Consider the following 15,757-nt stretch of genomic DNA (forward strand, 5'->3'; position numbering starts at 1 on the left):
CATAGCCTCTGGGCCACTCAGCGGGGGCAGATCATTCTTGGTCCTGCCTGTCAAAAGCGGTGCCAAACAGAATTTCGGCGCAACCATTGTTTCACAGCAACCCTGCGCAGGGATTTCTCAATCTCACCGCCACAATAAGCATCGCCTTGTTCCTTGATTGACGCCTTATTCAGTCGCGCCAGGGCAGGCTTACTTTGCAACCGCCTCGACATGGACGCGATGTGCGGCGCTGCCTCGACCAAGGTGTTGGCGATGGTGGAGAAGCGATCCGCCATGGTGGTCCATGTCGAGATTGCGATATCGGCCACGTCTGTGCTGTCCGTTACAATCAGATATCCCGTCTCTTTCCCCAAACCATGGCGTGCGCCAGGCGCTTCCCAGATCGCCATCAGCCGCCTTGCGCCATCTCATGGAGGGGAAACGCAAAAAAAATCGGACCGACCGCAGCTGGGGATCAAAAACTTCTGGCTGAACGGCCGGAAAGGGTCGGCGACGGTCTGGCAGCTATGGTGCCTGCCTGGTTCGGCCTGGACGAACATTCGGGCAGCTATCTACATCCGCCCTTCCATGGTCAATGTTTCGTGACCGACGGCAGCGGCAAACTACCCTCGAACGTCAGGGCGAGAGGCCAGAGCGGTGTCTTCGTGAAGAACCGTTCAGATTGGTTCTGGCGGGTCTCCTGCAGAAGACCGAGCCAGCAAAGCGGCCGAAGGACATGGACATAGACCAGTGACTTTAGATGGTAGTCTTTGTCGCTGGCGCCCATCAGTCGAGTAGAGAATTGCTTGTCCGTCACACCTGAATGGGCTTCGACATTAACGGCCTTAAGCACCGAAACCCATTCGATATCCACCATGTCATCATGACCGTTGGCAAGGAGCAGATGCTGGGCCAAGGTGATCCATAGGCTTCCTGGATGCTCAAACAAGTCCTTGCCCGTCCTGGTAATGTGCAGGAAGCCTTTGCGATGGCGCGCGAGCTTGGCTGCCAGAAGCAAGTCATGCAGTACCACCAGTGGTGGAAAATCATGCTCATTCAGAACCTTGTTGAGCGCATATAGTTCGTCGGTGGTGTAGCCCGGCCAAGCGAACGCGTCGGCGGCCCACGTGACAAAATAACGCTTCAAGGCCCTGCTGGGGGTGAGGCCGATTGGACCGCTTTCGACAAGATGACGCAGGGTCAGTGAGGCAGCTCTATGCAGGGGTGAGAGCGCCAATTCCGGGGCGTCAGCGGCTGGGGCATGAAACTCGATCATCGTGTTACGGGCTCTGCCCCACCACAGGCCTGGAAACAAGACACCCGCAACCAGCTTCTAAAGCATGTTTATGAATAGCGGTGACACATGGAACGGGACATAAGCGTTGAGCTAGCTGACGGACGGCTCTTTGGAGCCTCTGGTTGCCGCTAAAGGTCTAGAATGGGTCGGTTTCGCTCCGGCTGCTAACCTGGGGCAGCCGTTGACGTGGAGATCTGCACTTGTGCCCTCTGTTTGCCCGAGCGTAGCCTAGGCCATCGATGGTGCGACGCCAAGCCTGCGCCCGGATTTGCCGGCCTCAGCCGCCAGCAACTGAACCGTCAGGGCTCGGGCAAGAATTCTCTTTCGATCAAGTCCCTTTTTATGTCGTCGAGGAAAAGAAATGCCCATCCAAGCTCATCGGCGAAATTGCCGAATTCTGGGTCACGGTCGCAGAGATGCATGAGCTCATGCAGGAGATCACGCACCGCAGTTTCCTGAGTTGCCCCGGAAAGTCTGCAAAATAGCTCAACAGTCTTTTTTGCTCTAGCTGCACATTCTTTATTTAAGCCATCGGGGTCGGGAAGCCGGCCACGCTTCTCGCGGTTGGATATGGTTTTCATCAGATGCTCCTACTGCTGCCAGCAACGCTAGCACCGGTCATTTACAGGACACATTATCAGCCGCCGGACGTTCGGCATCCGGCGGCTGCAAATGTCATTTCTTGGCTTTTTTCCGATCTAGGATCATGCAAATAAAGCGGTCATTAGCCTTATTGCTGCGAACCGACCGCTTCACCGTATGATGATCTCCGTCCCGACGGATCATGCGTACAACCTCATAATCGTCTCGGCGCGCACGGTTCCATCCAGGGATCAAGCTGCGAATATATGCCGGGTTCAGCAAATGCTCGACCTCACCCTGCCTCGTCGTTTGCCGAAAGCATTTGACCGCTGCGAGCTGCTTATCGGACATCCGGCGTTTTCCAACGACGTCCAAATCCACTATGTCCGGATCATCCGCCAACGCTTTCAGCATTTCCGCAGGAGAAGGCAGCGGCGCACGCGATGCCCTATTCAAGCGATAGCAACCCAATGTTGATGCAAGCGGGCTGAAACTATCAGGGAGCGCGCCAAAATGCTTGGCAAGATGGCCAGCCGCGCAGATCAACCCGAAGGCATCGACCACCCTCCTGGCCGACCCGCCATTAGCTTCCACGCAGGCATGCTTGCGGAAAGCAGCAATGTGCCCTTCCAAGCGGGCCCGGAACCCTTCTGGATCATCATGGACCTTTTGCACCAGTTGCCGGAGGTAGTGAGGCATTGCCCAGCCGTGATTTTCCGAAGCGGCATTTATGAGATCCGCTATAAAATCGTCGATATCCACATAACCGGGTGGCAAGTGATCAAAAACGCCGAACTCGCGACCGAGCAGGGGGATCGTTGACAGTCGATGCGATACGGCTTCGATCACCTCGGCGGCATTCTGGCCGCTAATAATCTGCAACAGCGATTGGTTTGCATTCGTTAGAAACACGAATTTGAATTTACGGGATGTCGCGCCATATCGTCGCTTCTCCTCGCCTTTACCTAGCGCCATAAGCAGTTGCATGAGGCTGTTAGCTCGCGCCCTGGGAGAGGCGCCTAGCTCGAACAGCGTTCCGTCATCAACGATTAGAGGCAAATCCGAGTAGTTCTGCGTTTCCCATTCGATACCGGCTGCCGTTGTGGCGAACGAAAGTCCGTATTTGCCCTGCTCGCCGCCAAGAAAGCCGCCGCAAGCTGAGGAAACCAAATTCAGGAGGGTGCTTTTCCCGGCGGCCGCCTCCCCAGCCGCCTCAAAACCGCAATTTTCTTCCCGGTTCAACAGCGACCGTAGCGGTGCCGCAAATGCAGCCATGAGGAAGAATTCGCAAACTTGATGCCCAGCTAAGGGGCTAGCTACACTGGCCAACCAACTATCGAGAGTACCAGTCTGGTGAACCCTATCCGGTTTGAGTTCACAAACCACCTCCGCGGACGAAAACCCTTCCGGTGCGAAAACTCTCCCGTCGAGATAGACGAAATATGACCCATTCCAGCCAAACCGGTCGAATATTGCCTCAGGCTCGAAATCTTCGATCTCCGAGAGCACTTCGATTAAGCGAGTCTTACGTTTCCCTACAAAGGTGAGTTCACAGGCTGCGAGGTTGGCGATGGCGTCATTTGGTCGACGTGCAAATTCCTGCGCATCGATGTAGCCAATTTTGTCGTATTCTCGTATTTCGTACAACAGGGCTCCACTGGCGGCGCGGACTCCTCGCGCTCTGATATCAAAAAACTTTTTCATTTATTTTTCCTTGAAAATGTATAAATGCTTTGGAAATCGAACTCCCCGATTTCCCCAGTTTCCCCAGCGCGCACAACAATGCACTGCACTGGATTATCCAGCACAGGTAGTGACACGCTGTGTTACTCAATTAATTTCCCGTCCAACTATCATATATGGCTGAATAATGGTCAGATCAGGCTCTATGCGCCAGATTCAAAGGTCATCACCTCTACATCTCCTTCCTATTCATACACGTTTTACTACCAACCCATCCTTGCCGACGCTCATGCCGACCATCAGGGTCACGTCGGAGAGCGACCATTGGTCGAGCCACAGGAGCAGCAAGGTGTGGTAAGGTTCGGGGATACGGCGCTTACGGCCACGGACGGGCTTGCCATCCCGGATGAATGTGTAACGGGCCGGCCACCAATCCTGGATCGTATAGATGAGGGGGTGAGGGAGGTTGGTGAGGCTCTTCCACCGAATCCGAATGGGGGACCGAATGTCGCGCCTGCGATTGAACCGGTACCTTGGCAGCTTCTTCAAGCTGCGGACGACGTCCACCATCTCGCCGTCAACGAACCCGTGCAAATGGACATGGAACAAGCCGGTGTTGAGGTCATATTCGCCGTGGAGACCCGCAAAGAGATAGCCAGTTTTCCCACGGATGCCTTTGCGCTCGAGCTGGGCAAGGAACCGACGGATTAGCAGTTTTGGATCGAGTTTCGCGAGTTCGTCCGGTGTATATATCCAGTCGCGTGGTATGACAGTAAACGTCTTGGGATCGCCGGTTTCCCCCAACTTCCAGAATGCGCCGCCGATGTTGAATCGCTGCCGGCCCATATAAATAGGGCACGCCAGGGAGTCGGTCTCATCGCCATTGGCGGATGCCAACAACCGCTCGGCCAGCGCCAACGCTTTCTGATCGTCGAAAGCGTCGGTGCCCTTATGTACGACATTGCGCGTAAGGCGGGCGCGTTTTCTAGCTTCCCCTTGCGCCTTCCGGAACGAAGGGAATTTACTTTTATACCTGCCATAGGCCGGCGCCCGGCTCGGGCTGTATCGATCTTCAGGCCTTGGAACACCTGTGATATCGCGCTTCATTGCTCAACCCCGTTTCCGCGGCTGGGCTCAGAGGTGCTCGATCGGAGGCACTTTGCCTCGTAATCCTCAATATCAACTATGGAGTATCGCACCGCCGAGCCAAACTTGGCATAGCGAATACCTCCTCCCTTCAGCCGTTGGGCCTGGAGCCATTTCTTGGACAGATTTAGCCTGTAGGCGGTCTGGGCTTCTGTAAGCCATGTTTGGCGCCGATCGCTCAAATCGGCATTCGGGGTGAGATCGCGTTTCATGCTGTGGATTTACACGATGTCAAAATGAGCTAGATTTTCGGCGCGTGTTGCCGGCGGCAAGTTTTCGGATTTTTGGCCAAGGATGCAAAGGATGCCTTCAACGAAGCCATCTTCGTCGATATTTAGCTTCCCCATGGGGAATCATCGATGACTGTAAAGTCATCTCGTCATCTCACGACTGCGAGTCGGAGAGGGGCAAAAACCCAAAAAGTTGATCGGCGTCCCATCCGCGTCTCCGACGAGGATGAAGGAGAATGGGATTCCGCCAGAGAGAGGGTGCGGCAAATGATAAGGCTGGCACCCGGTAAAGGAAAAGGGGTATCACCCTATGATAATACCGATAATGTACAGAAAAGGGAGGCATACAGGTTAACACGAAAGTATTTAAAAAGACGGAATGCTAAAATAATAGAAAATTTACTGATAAATCGAGGCGACGCACCTAAACGCATTAAATTCAAAGATAACCCATTTTACTGGGTGTTAATTCTTCTCGATTTATTTAATCGAGATAATGATCGAGGAAATTTGTCCAAAACTGCTCGAATATTGTTGTACGCCCACCATCACGATATCGACCCTGATCTCGTGGTCGGGTTTCTCCACCAGTGCGGCACTCCAGCTTCCATATGCAAAAAGGCTGCGGTTGGCGAATTGGAGCCTTGGTTTGCGAAGCGCAGGGAGGAACTGGATTGGTAGAGCCCGGCTGCAAGATCGTCCCTAGCAGAACCCTAAAAGGATCGTACTAGCTCGCACCCAAGCTAGGTTCGTATTCCACATCTGATGGGAAAGCGCCCTCCAGTCGGATACCCTACATTACCTTATGTTACCCTGCCAGGTGATTGCCAGGTGATTGCCAGACAGCAAAAGCCTAGGAATCCAGAGCGCCTTCGACGGGGATTTTATCGTTATTTTTCAAGATGGAGCGGGTAGCGGGGATCGAACCCGCATCACAAGCTTGGAAGGCTAGTGCTCTACCATTGAGCTATACCCGCAATCTCAAAGCCTTAGATACCTTCGCCGACTGGCTCTGTCTCTTTTCTGGCTCCGAAACCTCACGCTCTCTATCCATCCCATGCTGATATTGGCAAGGCTTTTCGATCAGCACACCAACGGATTTCCGCAGTTCGTTAGCTTTCTTGATCGCCCTCATTGGGTGCTGGCTTCCGATGCAGGTACGAGAATTGCTCGGCAATGCGCTGATCAACATCCTGAGCGCCCCGCCATTCGTCCTGCCACTCAGCCGTGTCCAAATGTTCACCGTAGATCGTCCGTAGTTGGGCATACACTGTATCAACGTCCACGAGATCGCCTAAGCTCTTGTATGCCTCTGGACTAAAATCACTCACGGTAACAACGCCGCTTCCCCCCTGCGAGCGTCCAGCAACTGCCTTGAGAAAGCGGAGGGCGTTGGCGGGCTCCTCTAGCAGCACCGACATAAGATAGTCTTTGAATCTCGTCCGCGCTTCGGGGCTACCGTACAGTTCGATCGAAAACGCCGTCATACCGAAACGATTCCCGATTGCGTCAAACACGTTGGATTCCGCCGCGCCTTCAAGCACCCGACGAAGCAATATGTCGATGACAGGCTGAATGCGATCCACCGGCACGAAGCCCGAATCGCTCCGGGCACCTTTGCGCTGCACGCTAAAGCGGATCAGTTGAGATATAAAATTGAGAGTGTCGGCCTGCTCGGCAGCTTCCGCCAGATGGATATCCTGCTGAGCCGGCTCCATCCGCTCGATCAGCCTCGTAAGGAGTACTGCCGCCTGAGTGAACACAAAGTCACCCGACATTATGTCTTCCGTGGTCGGAATGCGGGACGATTCCATGCTGATCGCACGGATGAGCGCAGGGGCGACAGCAAGATCAACCGTCTTTTCGCGCTGACGAAGCTTCCTTATCAACAATTCGGCCGCACCGCCTTCATATGCTGCGACAACCATCTCGCGCACCGTCACCTCGTCACCCTCAACAGCTTTCGTAACGAGTTGGTCAACCTTCAAATCAGACATATCGCCGGTTGGCACAGCGTAGGTAAAATAGCGTTTGAAATAGTCTCTGCTGCATATCCGCTTTTCTTGAGCCCAAGAGGCATCCCAATCATCACCGTAGATCGTGCCGCTCATTCGGGGAAACAGTTCTCGGATCAAATCTCGTATGGTCTCTTTTTCCTCCGCGCTGCCTTCCAGATCGAGAATCGCTTGCTCTATCTTGGGCACTTCTTCTGGCCGCCTAGCATTTTCCCTCGCACGCAATACCTCGTCAGGATTCTTACGCAGCGCCTCATATATGGAGGGATAAAATACCCTCAATGCTTCAATCTGAATCTGATCTACCAGACGCACTTCGCCAGCAAGCAAGGGAACTGCAAACGTAATTGCGTTGTCAAACAACTTAACCTGTCGAGGTGTTTTTAGAATGTAAGCGAAGGCCATATGAATGCTGGTCCCAAGCTCCGATCCTTCCTCGCGCGAGATTTCTATTTTATTTTCGGAGAAAACGCGATCACATGCTTTGAACATCAATTGGCGTAGCGTATCCAAGTTCGCAGGTGGCAGATGTAGCGGAACCTGAATGATCTTTTCTAGAAATTTCCGGCCCGCAGCCGGATCACCTCGGCCATACGCATCGCCCAACGCTTCAGCGACAATCACGTCGTCAAAAGCCAAAACATAGGTAGCGTGATCGAAGCCGCCAGAGAGCCTGACGAGTTTGAACAGGGTTTGAATATCGGCTCGATCAAGACGGTCTATGTCATCGATAAAGACGACAATCTTTTTCTCATACTTCCGAAGAACGCCTCCGACGCTATCACGAATTTTTTCTAACTCTTCCGTTGATAACGACTCTCCGACAGCTCGCACCGCACCGCCCAAATATGGAATGTCTCCGTAGTTTTTTAGAACTTCACCCACATTCTCACGAGTGAACCATTTAGTTCCCTGTAGCTTCCTAGAAATGGATTGAAAGAAGCTTCGCGTGATAGCTTCGGTGTTATTGCCATAGAACCAGGGATTGTAATCCATCGACAGAATGTTTTGATCCTGTCTTAGATATTCCTTGATCATCGTTAATGTCGATGTTTTGCCGTCACCCCATGGGGCGTACAGGGCCACTACCAGGCTGGATGGGTCCCGCCTCTTAGCGATGATGTTGGCAATTTGACGAGCGAATGGGGCGCGATCGAATAAGTCTTCGGCTGTATTTTCGATGGGTCGATCAACCTGGACCGAAAATTCCGCTACTGCTGGCGCTGCGTCAGGCTGACCCTCTGGTGAAGCATCCGCAGAATGACGAAATATGCGATCAAATAGGTTCATGTCTCAATTCTAGATGATCTGGAACCGTAGGCAATGCGTCATACCTCCGCACTCAACCGCCCATCAGATCGTCGAATACGCGGCTTGCTCCGAGTTGGTAGTGAGTGAGCGTTAACGCCGCTGCTGCAAACAGCGACATCCGCCATTGCTCGCCTTCCCACGGACGACGCCTCTTAGGGACGAGATGGGAAATGGCAGGCAACATCCTTGCAGTGGCATCCGCAATATCCTGTCTCGTCACCGCTCCTACGGAGGCGAAGCACGACCGAACGTCTCCCAATGTGTAGACGGTAATATCGATGCTACGGGAGGAAGCCAGGGCGACGATTGCCCGACCAAGCTTCGCAACTCGACTGCGCCGCTTCGAAGTGCCCCGCTCGAATGCTTCCAGCACGATCGTTTCGATCGAGAGGCGGAGCAGAATTTTTTCCAGCCCCGCAATAACACGGGCATTCTTCTCACGGCCTCGCGTACCCACCGTTCCCCAATCGTAGGGGCTGAAGGGATTTTCAAACGCGATCCAACTTGCACCTCGGCTATTGGGATGGATCGCCAGCGTTAGCGCCTTGTAGGGCGGCTTCACGCGCGACGGGTTAGCTTTTCAATGCGATTCCCGATCCGGGTGACGAGAGTCCGTTTCTTGGCGGCGATGCTCGATTCAAGCTGCTCGACCTTGATTGAGAGATCAGCGAGGATCGGCAGCATCCGTTGTGCAACGGCATGAGTGGTATCGGGAAAGAGCGTTGCCAGTCGGGTATCGAACACCAGTTCAAGCGCGATCGCCGTCATGAACATCGGAACGGTTTTGGCGAGTTCGTAACTGCTGATGGCATCCTCGGATGTATCGATGAGGTTGGCCAGTTCTTTTTGCGTGAGCGCCCACGTCCGTCGTTGAACGGACAAACGGTTTGGATGGTGCATAGGGATTAAGGGTTAGGGCGGCTGATGGCCGCTACCCCTAATGGTTCTCTAGGTCCTCGGTTAGGGGGAGGCGAGCAAGTCCGCGTCCTGCGCGGATGTCGTCGTCATGGCGTGTGGGAAACCATACGCATCAGCAAGTTTCAAAATGCGTGCGTGCTCGGTGGGCGGAATGACGTAGACGCCATGCGACTTGCGTGTCTGCACGCCGAGCTTGCGCACTGTTAATCCTACCCACTTCGGGTTCGGGTGAACCCCCGGTTTCCCCGCATTGCTGTTGAAAAATGCTTCAGCCACATGGGCGAGCGGGACGTGAGATGTGTTCGTCTCTGCCAGTGCCGTGAGTAACGCCGCCACAACCTGTCCTTCCGTAGTCTCCCGTCGTGCCCGTCCGAGAGCCTCATTCCCCTCGTCAAATACCGCCGCTGCCTCTACCCTAACGGCGGGGTCATCAATGAGCGACAGGAGCGCAAGGGCAGTCTGATTTGTTCGGGCCGCAGCTCCTGCGATAAGCCGCTCGGGATTCGGTTCAATGTCGTTGAAATGTTGCAGTCGCCACGAAAGCAGGCGGTTCCGCAGATCGCGAGCTTCAGCAGAAAGCGACTTGGGCAGATGGATAGGAATATGCGGAGGCAACGGGCGTTTACTGGTTTCTTCGGTCACGAACCGGCTTTCGAGCGCCGCATCTGAGAATGATTCCCGCATCGCGAGCACCTTCGGGCCGAAGACGGAAAAGGCTTGCGGGTTCAGTTCGCGGTTCTTGTTCGTCATGGTGCGTAGCACGGGAAGGCCACGCATGTTCCCGTTGTTGAGCACCTTCACAAGGTCGGCGGTTGTGTCAGAAAACCGGAGATCGGCCTCGTCCAGCACCATGGTCCCGCCAACGGCGTCCAAGATGTGAAAAATAGGTGAGACGGTCGATGCTCCTGACGCGAAGAACGGCTTGTAACAAATCGACCCTATCGTGAGCAGGCATCGGGTTTTCCCGCTGCCCCAGTCTCCCCGGAACCTGAGGTATGGAAGCTCCGCGAATGCGTCATACACCCAGGTCAGCAGTACATAATAAGGAGCGAGAGCACGCATGCCGGGCGACAAGTCTACATAGCGATCGAGATAGTCGCCAATCGCGCGAACCATCTCCCCTTTGTCCCCAACCTCCCCGATCGCGGACGGGAGCAGGACGCAGCCTGACGTGAGGAGATTATTCGTGGCTGAATAGGGCACCAGCCGTTCGCCCGCAGGCGTCGTGTATATGTCAGCAACCGAAGTTGAGCCGCCCGCTTCGCGGACAGCAAGCAACGACGTCGTGCCGTCGAATAGGGTCTCAATGAGTGTCCCGTCTTCAAGGACTCGCGAAACTACGGGCGTGGAATCTTTCATCGGTAAAGCATGGCAGAGGCCGCCGCGACAACGCAGGCTGGCAATCTCGTGTGGCAGTCGAACCTGGACGCCTTTGTCGCGTACGGCATTTTTGACACGCTGTGTGCATGTCACACTACGAGGTCAGCAAATCTTTTGAGGAAGCATTCGAAAAAGAATGGCTCGCCAAGGTAGACTTAGGGGATATTGGGGAGGTTCGCCGCCTTCTTGGCGCTTATGGTGACAATCTTACCGACGTCGAGGTTATAGCCATCCGCGACCTGTGCCGCAAATTTGCGGACTATGCCTATCACTGGTGGATGGATGTGCGGGAGGAGAGGCTTGCCGAAAAGCAACATGAGGAAGATAATTCCTCTGAAGGACCGACCTTCTCCATTTCATGACCGCGATCCAATGTGTCGTACACTGTCGTGTCAGCACCGGCAAGCAAGCCTATGAAGGCGAGAGTCTTGCGGTACAAGAAAGCCTATGCCTTGAAATAGCCGCCCGCAACGGTTGGACGCTTGCACATGCACCATGGCTTGAAGCCTATTCTGGCCGAAAGAGCATTCGACCGGCTTTTGCCGATATCCTCCAGTTCCTCGACGATCACCCCGGACAGGTGGGCTATTATCTGTTCCGTTCAATCGACCGCTTCACGCGACGAGGCACCTACACCTACGAGGGCATGAAGCGTGCGCTTGCCGATCGTGGCGTTCGCATGATCGATAGCATGGGCGTCATCCAGCAGCCGGTCAATTCGCTTGGCGATCTTGGTTTTGAATATGATTGGAGCATAGGGTCGCCGAGCGAGATCACGGAAGTGGTAATGGCAACCACGGCCAAGGCTGAGGTCACTACCATCCTTACCCGCCTCATCGGCCAAGAAATACGGCTGGCGCAACGTGGTTACAAAATTCGTGGTCCTCAGGACGGTTATAAGAATGAAAAAATCTATGTCGATGGGAAGCGTCGGACCATTCAGGTTCCCGACCCTGAAAGGGCACCATTCTATATCAAAATGTTTGAGCTTCGAGCGAGCGGACAGTTGAGCGACGAGCAGATCGTCGTGCGGCTGAATGCCATTGGCTTTCGTACCCGAACGGTGCGTCGGTGGGACGCAGAACATCGAGGTATTATCGGCACGCGGGGCGGCGTCCCGCTTACCGTGAAGCGCTTTCAGGAGATCATCAAGCGCCCAATCTATTGCGGCGTGGTGTGGGAGAAGTGGACGAACTGGCAGCCGATCCGTGCCGCCTATCCGGGCCTTGTGTCGATCGAAATCTACAACGCTGCAAATCGCGGCGTCCGCTACCTGGCAAAACTCGAAGGTGACGGGCTGGAACTCAAGCACAATTATCGGCAGACGGTCCCGCTCAACCGCAACAACCCGCTCTTTCCCTATAAGAATGTGATCCTGTGCCCAGCGTGTCGCAAACCCTTCATGGCGAGCAGTTCGCGCAGCCGCTCGGGCTATCGCGTCCCGGCCTATCATTGCTCACGCAAGCACAAGCGTATCGCCTACAACAAGGTCGCGTTCGAGAAGATCGTGAGCGATTATGTCGGTCGGCTGCGCTTCCAGCCGCACATCACTGATCTGTTGATCGCCACCATTTATCAAAAATATGGGGAGCGACATGCGGAGACGCTCGATGACGCGGCTGCGGTCGGACGGATGGTGGCTGATCTTGAAGCGGAAAAGGCCGCGAATATTCGCGCCTTTCCAAAGGCCATGACCACTTTCATGCAGAGGGCGATCGAGGAAGAGATTGTGAGGCTGGACCGAGAGATAGCGGTGACCATGAAGGCGCGTCATAAAATGGAAGTGTCGGAATCCGAACTGGACCGCTACACCAAGGCGCTCAAGGAGGTTATGGACAATCCCGGCCTTCTGCTTGACCAACCGACCAGCGTCGCGCGACAGAAGAGCCGATTCATGCTGCTGTTCCAGGACTTTCCGACTATAGACGAATTGGCCTCTGGAACCGCAAAATTGAGCCTACTTGTTGAGCCGTGCGAGGGTCAGACCGATCCCAACACCGTGTTGGTGCGCCTACAAGGACTCAACTGGAACGGTGTGGTCATTTCGTGCCTGAAGCGTTGGCTTCAGTATCCGTAAGGGTTTGTGAGGATTTTGCGTTTTTCGTATCCTGCCACCAGTGATACGCGTAATCGGCAAATCTCCGACATAGGTCACGAATGGCGACGACCTCGTCGTCAGTAAGGGTTGTGCCATGACTCCCTAGCAGCTTCCGAACTTCGGCAATATCGTCCAGATCAATAGTCTTAAGCCATTCTTTTCAAAATGCTTCATCAAAACTAGTGCTGGGCTCATAGTTTTCGGGTACTCGGCTCTGCCGTTTTCGTGGTTCCTGCATACATGCAATGTTATATATACGCGCTAAATGGCATACATACTTCACGATATGCAAGAGATGCTGAACCGTGGTTCCAGCGGATTAGTGCGCCTACAAGGACTCAACTGGAACGGTGTGGTCATTCCGTGCCTGAAGCGTTGGCTTCAGTATCCGTAAGGTTTTTCGGCAGATTTTCGTTCTGAATCTCACGCCACTGGTGATAGCTGGTATTAGCGAAGTGTGGATACGATGTTCTTAGAAATGCATTGCAAGCACGTACATGGTAGGATGCGGCAATGGAAGGTTCATCATCTCGAAGCCCCTTTGGAGAAAATGTCCTGCTTCAGGAATATCTTCGCCTTTGCAATGACATTCGATCTATTGAATCGAGTGGGGACAGAGTTTTAAGTATCGCCGTCGCGTTGCTAGGGCTAGTAGCAACAACGGGCATCGTTCAAAAGGCTGATGCGGTCTTCATCCTGCTGCCTGTAGCAATAATTGGCGTCTTGATGTATGCAATGACTGTGTATGTCTGGATATTTTCCATGGGCGGATACAAATCTCATTTAGAAGATTTAATAAACTCATCCATTGGAGAGAAAATTCTTTTGTGGGAAAAAATAGTGCCTCGCAGAGACAAATACAATCTCGCGAGGGTAGCATTAGTATCCATATACATACTAGTTACAGGGGCTATCATGGGACTCTGCGTTTTAAAAGTATCGGAAGCGTATGGTCTTTGGTTGGGTCGTGGAATTGCAACAATCGGCATATTTGGGCTATTTATTCTTATTATCGCCTGGCACAAAATGAAAAAGGTGGGACTAGCTTCCTATCTAGCAGCTCAAGATCTCCATGGAAAAAGTGAAGATGTAGACGAGGATATGTGAGGTTTTCGATGATAATGCTGCAATGTGGGATGAGGCCTCGTGCCGCATCACTGCGAGTCCCCGCGTTTCGGACGGCTTAGCTCGCCTAATAAACAAATACATTTCATTGAAAATGGTGGAATGGATGCTGACATTTCCTATTTCGCTGAAACCAATTTCCGTAATCGCCCTGTACCGTTCGGCATACGCCAGGGTGATCGCCTCTCCCATATGCTGGCCCTTGGTCGAACCGGCGCTGGGAAATCCACTCTACTCCTCAACCTCATACAGCAGGACCTCAAGGCAGGCAGAGGGTTCGCACTGATCGACCCACACGGAGATTTGGCGGATGCCGTGGCAAAGGGTGCCGAAGGCCAGGTTATCTATCTCAACGTCCCCGATCCCATACAACCGTTCGGATATAATCCGCTCCGAAGAGTCCGCGATGACAAGATACCGCTTGCTGCCTCCGGTCTCCTTGAAACCTTCAGGAAGCTATGGCCGACCGCCTGGGGCATCAGAATGGAGCATCTGCTACGCAATAGCCTCTACGCGCTTCTCGAACGTGACGGTTCCACGCTGCCGGACATCCTTCGCCTTTATTCCGATGACGGCTTCCGTAGAGGGGTAACCCGTTCGATTAGGAACCCCGTGGTTCGATCCTTCTGGCGGAACGAGTTTGAGCAATATCCGCCACGATTGAGGGTCGAGGCATGCGCTCCAATCCAGAACAAGCTGTCAGCCTTGCTATCGGACCCTACGCTCTATCGCATTCTCGTGAATCCATCTCGCGACCTGCATCTGCGCACGATGATGGATAGCGGGCAGGCCTTGGTCGTGAACCTGTCTCGCGGTCAGTTGGGTGAGGATTCAGCCCTCACACTTGGCGCGTTGATGCTTTCGACATTGGGGTTGGCAGGCTTCAGCCGGGCAGACGTACCGGAAACGCAACGCCGTCCGTTCTTCATTTATGCCGATGAATTTCACCTGTTCACGACCTTGTCGCTGGTGAGCATGTTGGCAGAATTGCGTAAGCACGCGGTGGGGATGATTCTCGCGACGCAGCACCTAGCGGCTTTGGAGGCTGATATCCGCCACGCCCTTCTCGGAAATGTGGGCACTGTGGTATCCTTTCGCCTTGGCGTTGAAGATGCCTCGCTCATCGCACGGGAGATGCACCCGGTCTTCGGAGCCGACGACCTTCTCAATCTGCCGAACTTCCACATCTATGTGAAGCTGATGATCGATGGAGCGCCTGGCAAGCCTTTCAGCGCGAAGACAATAAAATACATTTATTAGATTTTATCGGATTTTATCTTAATTATTACTATTAAATAAATCGCATTTAACAGAATGAGGCATATTGTTTCATTAACTTTCTCAAGTCAATTGGAGAAAAATAACCATTTTACCGAGTCTTATGATCTACGATCTCAATGGCAAAAGAAAATATCTCACAAAGAGCGAGCGTGAACGGTTTATGCAGATGGCAACCCGTCAAGCCGGAGGGGTTGAAACATTTTGCCTTACCCTGGCATATACCGGTGCCCGCATTTCAGAAGTTTTGGCACTCCGCGCGAGCAACGTCGATATGGATGCTGGGCTTATCGTAATCGAAAGTCTGAAAAAGCGCCGCAGAGGGGTGTTTCGTCAAATCCCTGTGCCTAGCGGACTTCTTCATAAACTGGCAATCGAGCACTCTTTGGCTACGGCTCCGCTGGACGCCATGCTTTGGAGATGGAGCCGCACCACTGCATGGAAACAGGTCAAAATGATTATGCATGAGGCCGAGGTGCCGACCTTTTGCTCATCACCCAAAGGACTACGGCACTCGTTTGGCGTAGTTGGAGTTTCAGAAGCCCAAATTCCGCTTAACATGATGCAAAAATGGCTCGGCCACGCTCGGATCGAAACGACCGCAATTTATGCTAACGCTGTTGGTTCGGAGGAGCGGGTCATCGCCAGCAGGATGTGGATCAGCTAAGACACGTCCATATTCAGCCATCTACGATAGGCGTCATGAATGCCGGAA

15 protein-coding genes and 1 tRNA gene are annotated in these 15,757 nt (G+C 53.6%); 6 read left to right on the forward strand and 10 right to left on the reverse strand.

What is annotated here, in order from left to right; genetic code table 11:
• Positions 1 to 50: 50 nt before the first annotated feature.
• The 5 genes from WG908_RS03195 to WG908_RS03215 form a co-directional block, all read right to left on the reverse strand.
• Positions 51 to 389, reverse strand: coding sequence for a hypothetical protein (locus WG908_RS03195; RefSeq protein WP_340185125.1), 339 nt, complete (start codon positions 387 to 389; stop codon positions 51 to 53).
• A 182-nt stretch (positions 390 to 571) separates the two neighbouring features.
• Positions 572 to 1,255, reverse strand: coding sequence for a hypothetical protein (locus WG908_RS03200; RefSeq protein WP_340185126.1), 684 nt, complete (start codon positions 1,253 to 1,255; stop codon positions 572 to 574).
• A gap of 320 nt (positions 1,256 to 1,575) precedes the next feature.
• Positions 1,576 to 1,857 (reverse strand): hypothetical protein, encoded by a 282-nt coding sequence (locus WG908_RS03205; RefSeq protein WP_340185127.1) that lies wholly within the window; start codon positions 1,855 to 1,857, stop codon positions 1,576 to 1,578.
• 94 nt (positions 1,858 to 1,951) lie between these two features.
• Positions 1,952 to 3,562 (reverse strand): DUF927 domain-containing protein, encoded by a 1,611-nt coding sequence (locus WG908_RS03210; RefSeq protein ID WP_340185128.1) that lies wholly within the window; start codon positions 3,560 to 3,562, stop codon positions 1,952 to 1,954.
• Positions 3,563 to 3,790: 228 nt separating this feature from the next.
• The gene (locus tag WG908_RS03215) at positions 3,791 to 4,648 is read right to left on the reverse strand and encodes a hypothetical protein (RefSeq protein WP_340185129.1); all 858 of its coding nucleotides are present in this window, start codon (positions 4,646 to 4,648) and stop codon (positions 3,791 to 3,793) included.
• 398 nt (positions 4,649 to 5,046) lie between these two features.
• On the opposite strand from WG908_RS03215, the gene WG908_RS03220 reads away from it, so the two are divergent.
• Entirely contained in the window at positions 5,047 to 5,598 is a 552-nt protein-coding gene (locus WG908_RS03220) for a hypothetical protein (RefSeq protein WP_340185130.1), read from the forward strand.
• Positions 5,599 to 5,820: 222 nt separating this feature from the next.
• On the opposite strand, the gene WG908_RS03225 is transcribed toward WG908_RS03220, so the two are convergent.
• The 5 genes from WG908_RS03225 to WG908_RS03245 all read right to left on the reverse strand — a co-directional run bounded on the left by WG908_RS03225 (position 5,821) and on the right by WG908_RS03245 (position 10,520).
• Positions 5,821 to 5,894 (reverse strand) — tRNA-Gly (locus tag WG908_RS03225).
• 135 nt (positions 5,895 to 6,029) lie between these two features.
• Positions 6,030 to 8,222 carry a KAP family P-loop NTPase fold protein gene (locus tag WG908_RS03230; RefSeq protein ID WP_340185131.1) on the reverse strand — a complete coding sequence of 731 codons (2,193 nt, stop codon included), beginning with the start codon at positions 8,220 to 8,222 and terminating at the stop codon, positions 6,030 to 6,032.
• Positions 8,223 to 8,274: 52 nt separating this feature from the next.
• A complete protein-coding gene (locus WG908_RS03235) occupies positions 8,275 to 8,805 on the reverse strand; it encodes a hypothetical protein (protein ID WP_340185132.1) in 531 nt (176 codons plus the stop codon).
• Positions 8,802 to 9,143, reverse strand: a complete 342-nt coding sequence (locus WG908_RS03240) for a helix-turn-helix domain-containing protein (protein WP_340185133.1) — start codon at positions 9,141 to 9,143, stop codon at positions 8,802 to 8,804. The genes WG908_RS03235 and WG908_RS03240 overlap by 4 nt, the downstream gene beginning before the upstream one ends.
• Before the next feature lie 60 nt (positions 9,144 to 9,203).
• Positions 9,204 to 10,520: a hypothetical protein gene (locus WG908_RS03245; RefSeq protein WP_340185134.1), complete on the reverse strand. Its 1,317-nt coding sequence runs from the start codon at positions 10,518 to 10,520 to the stop codon at positions 9,204 to 9,206.
• 107 nt (positions 10,521 to 10,627) lie between these two features.
• Between WG908_RS03245 and WG908_RS03250 the strand changes: the two genes are divergently transcribed.
• The 5 genes from WG908_RS03250 (at position 10,628) to WG908_RS03270 (ending at position 15,709) form a co-directional block, all read left to right on the forward strand.
• Positions 10,628 to 10,903 (forward strand): hypothetical protein, encoded by a 276-nt coding sequence (locus WG908_RS03250; protein WP_340185135.1) that lies wholly within the window; start codon positions 10,628 to 10,630, stop codon positions 10,901 to 10,903.
• Positions 10,900 to 12,618, forward strand: a complete 1,719-nt coding sequence (locus tag WG908_RS03255; RefSeq protein ID WP_340185136.1) for a recombinase family protein — start codon at positions 10,900 to 10,902, stop codon at positions 12,616 to 12,618. Before WG908_RS03250 ends, WG908_RS03255 begins: the two co-directional genes overlap by 4 nt.
• Before the next feature lie 534 nt (positions 12,619 to 13,152).
• Positions 13,153 to 13,746, forward strand: a complete 594-nt coding sequence (locus WG908_RS03260; RefSeq protein ID WP_340185137.1) for a hypothetical protein — start codon at positions 13,153 to 13,155, stop codon at positions 13,744 to 13,746.
• Between the two features lie 120 nt (positions 13,747 to 13,866).
• Positions 13,867 to 15,024, forward strand: a complete 1,158-nt coding sequence (locus WG908_RS03265; protein WP_340185138.1) for a type IV secretory system conjugative DNA transfer family protein — start codon at positions 13,867 to 13,869, stop codon at positions 15,022 to 15,024.
• A 121-nt stretch (positions 15,025 to 15,145) separates the two neighbouring features.
• On the forward strand, positions 15,146 to 15,709 hold the full coding sequence (locus WG908_RS03270; protein WP_340185139.1) for a tyrosine-type recombinase/integrase: 564 nt from the start codon (positions 15,146 to 15,148) through the stop codon (positions 15,707 to 15,709).
• Positions 15,710 to 15,757: the final 48 nt, after the last annotated feature.

Source organism: Sphingobium anseongense (genome assembly GCF_037725245.1).
Taxonomy (GTDB): Bacteria; Pseudomonadota; Alphaproteobacteria; order Sphingomonadales; family Sphingomonadaceae; genus Sphingobium.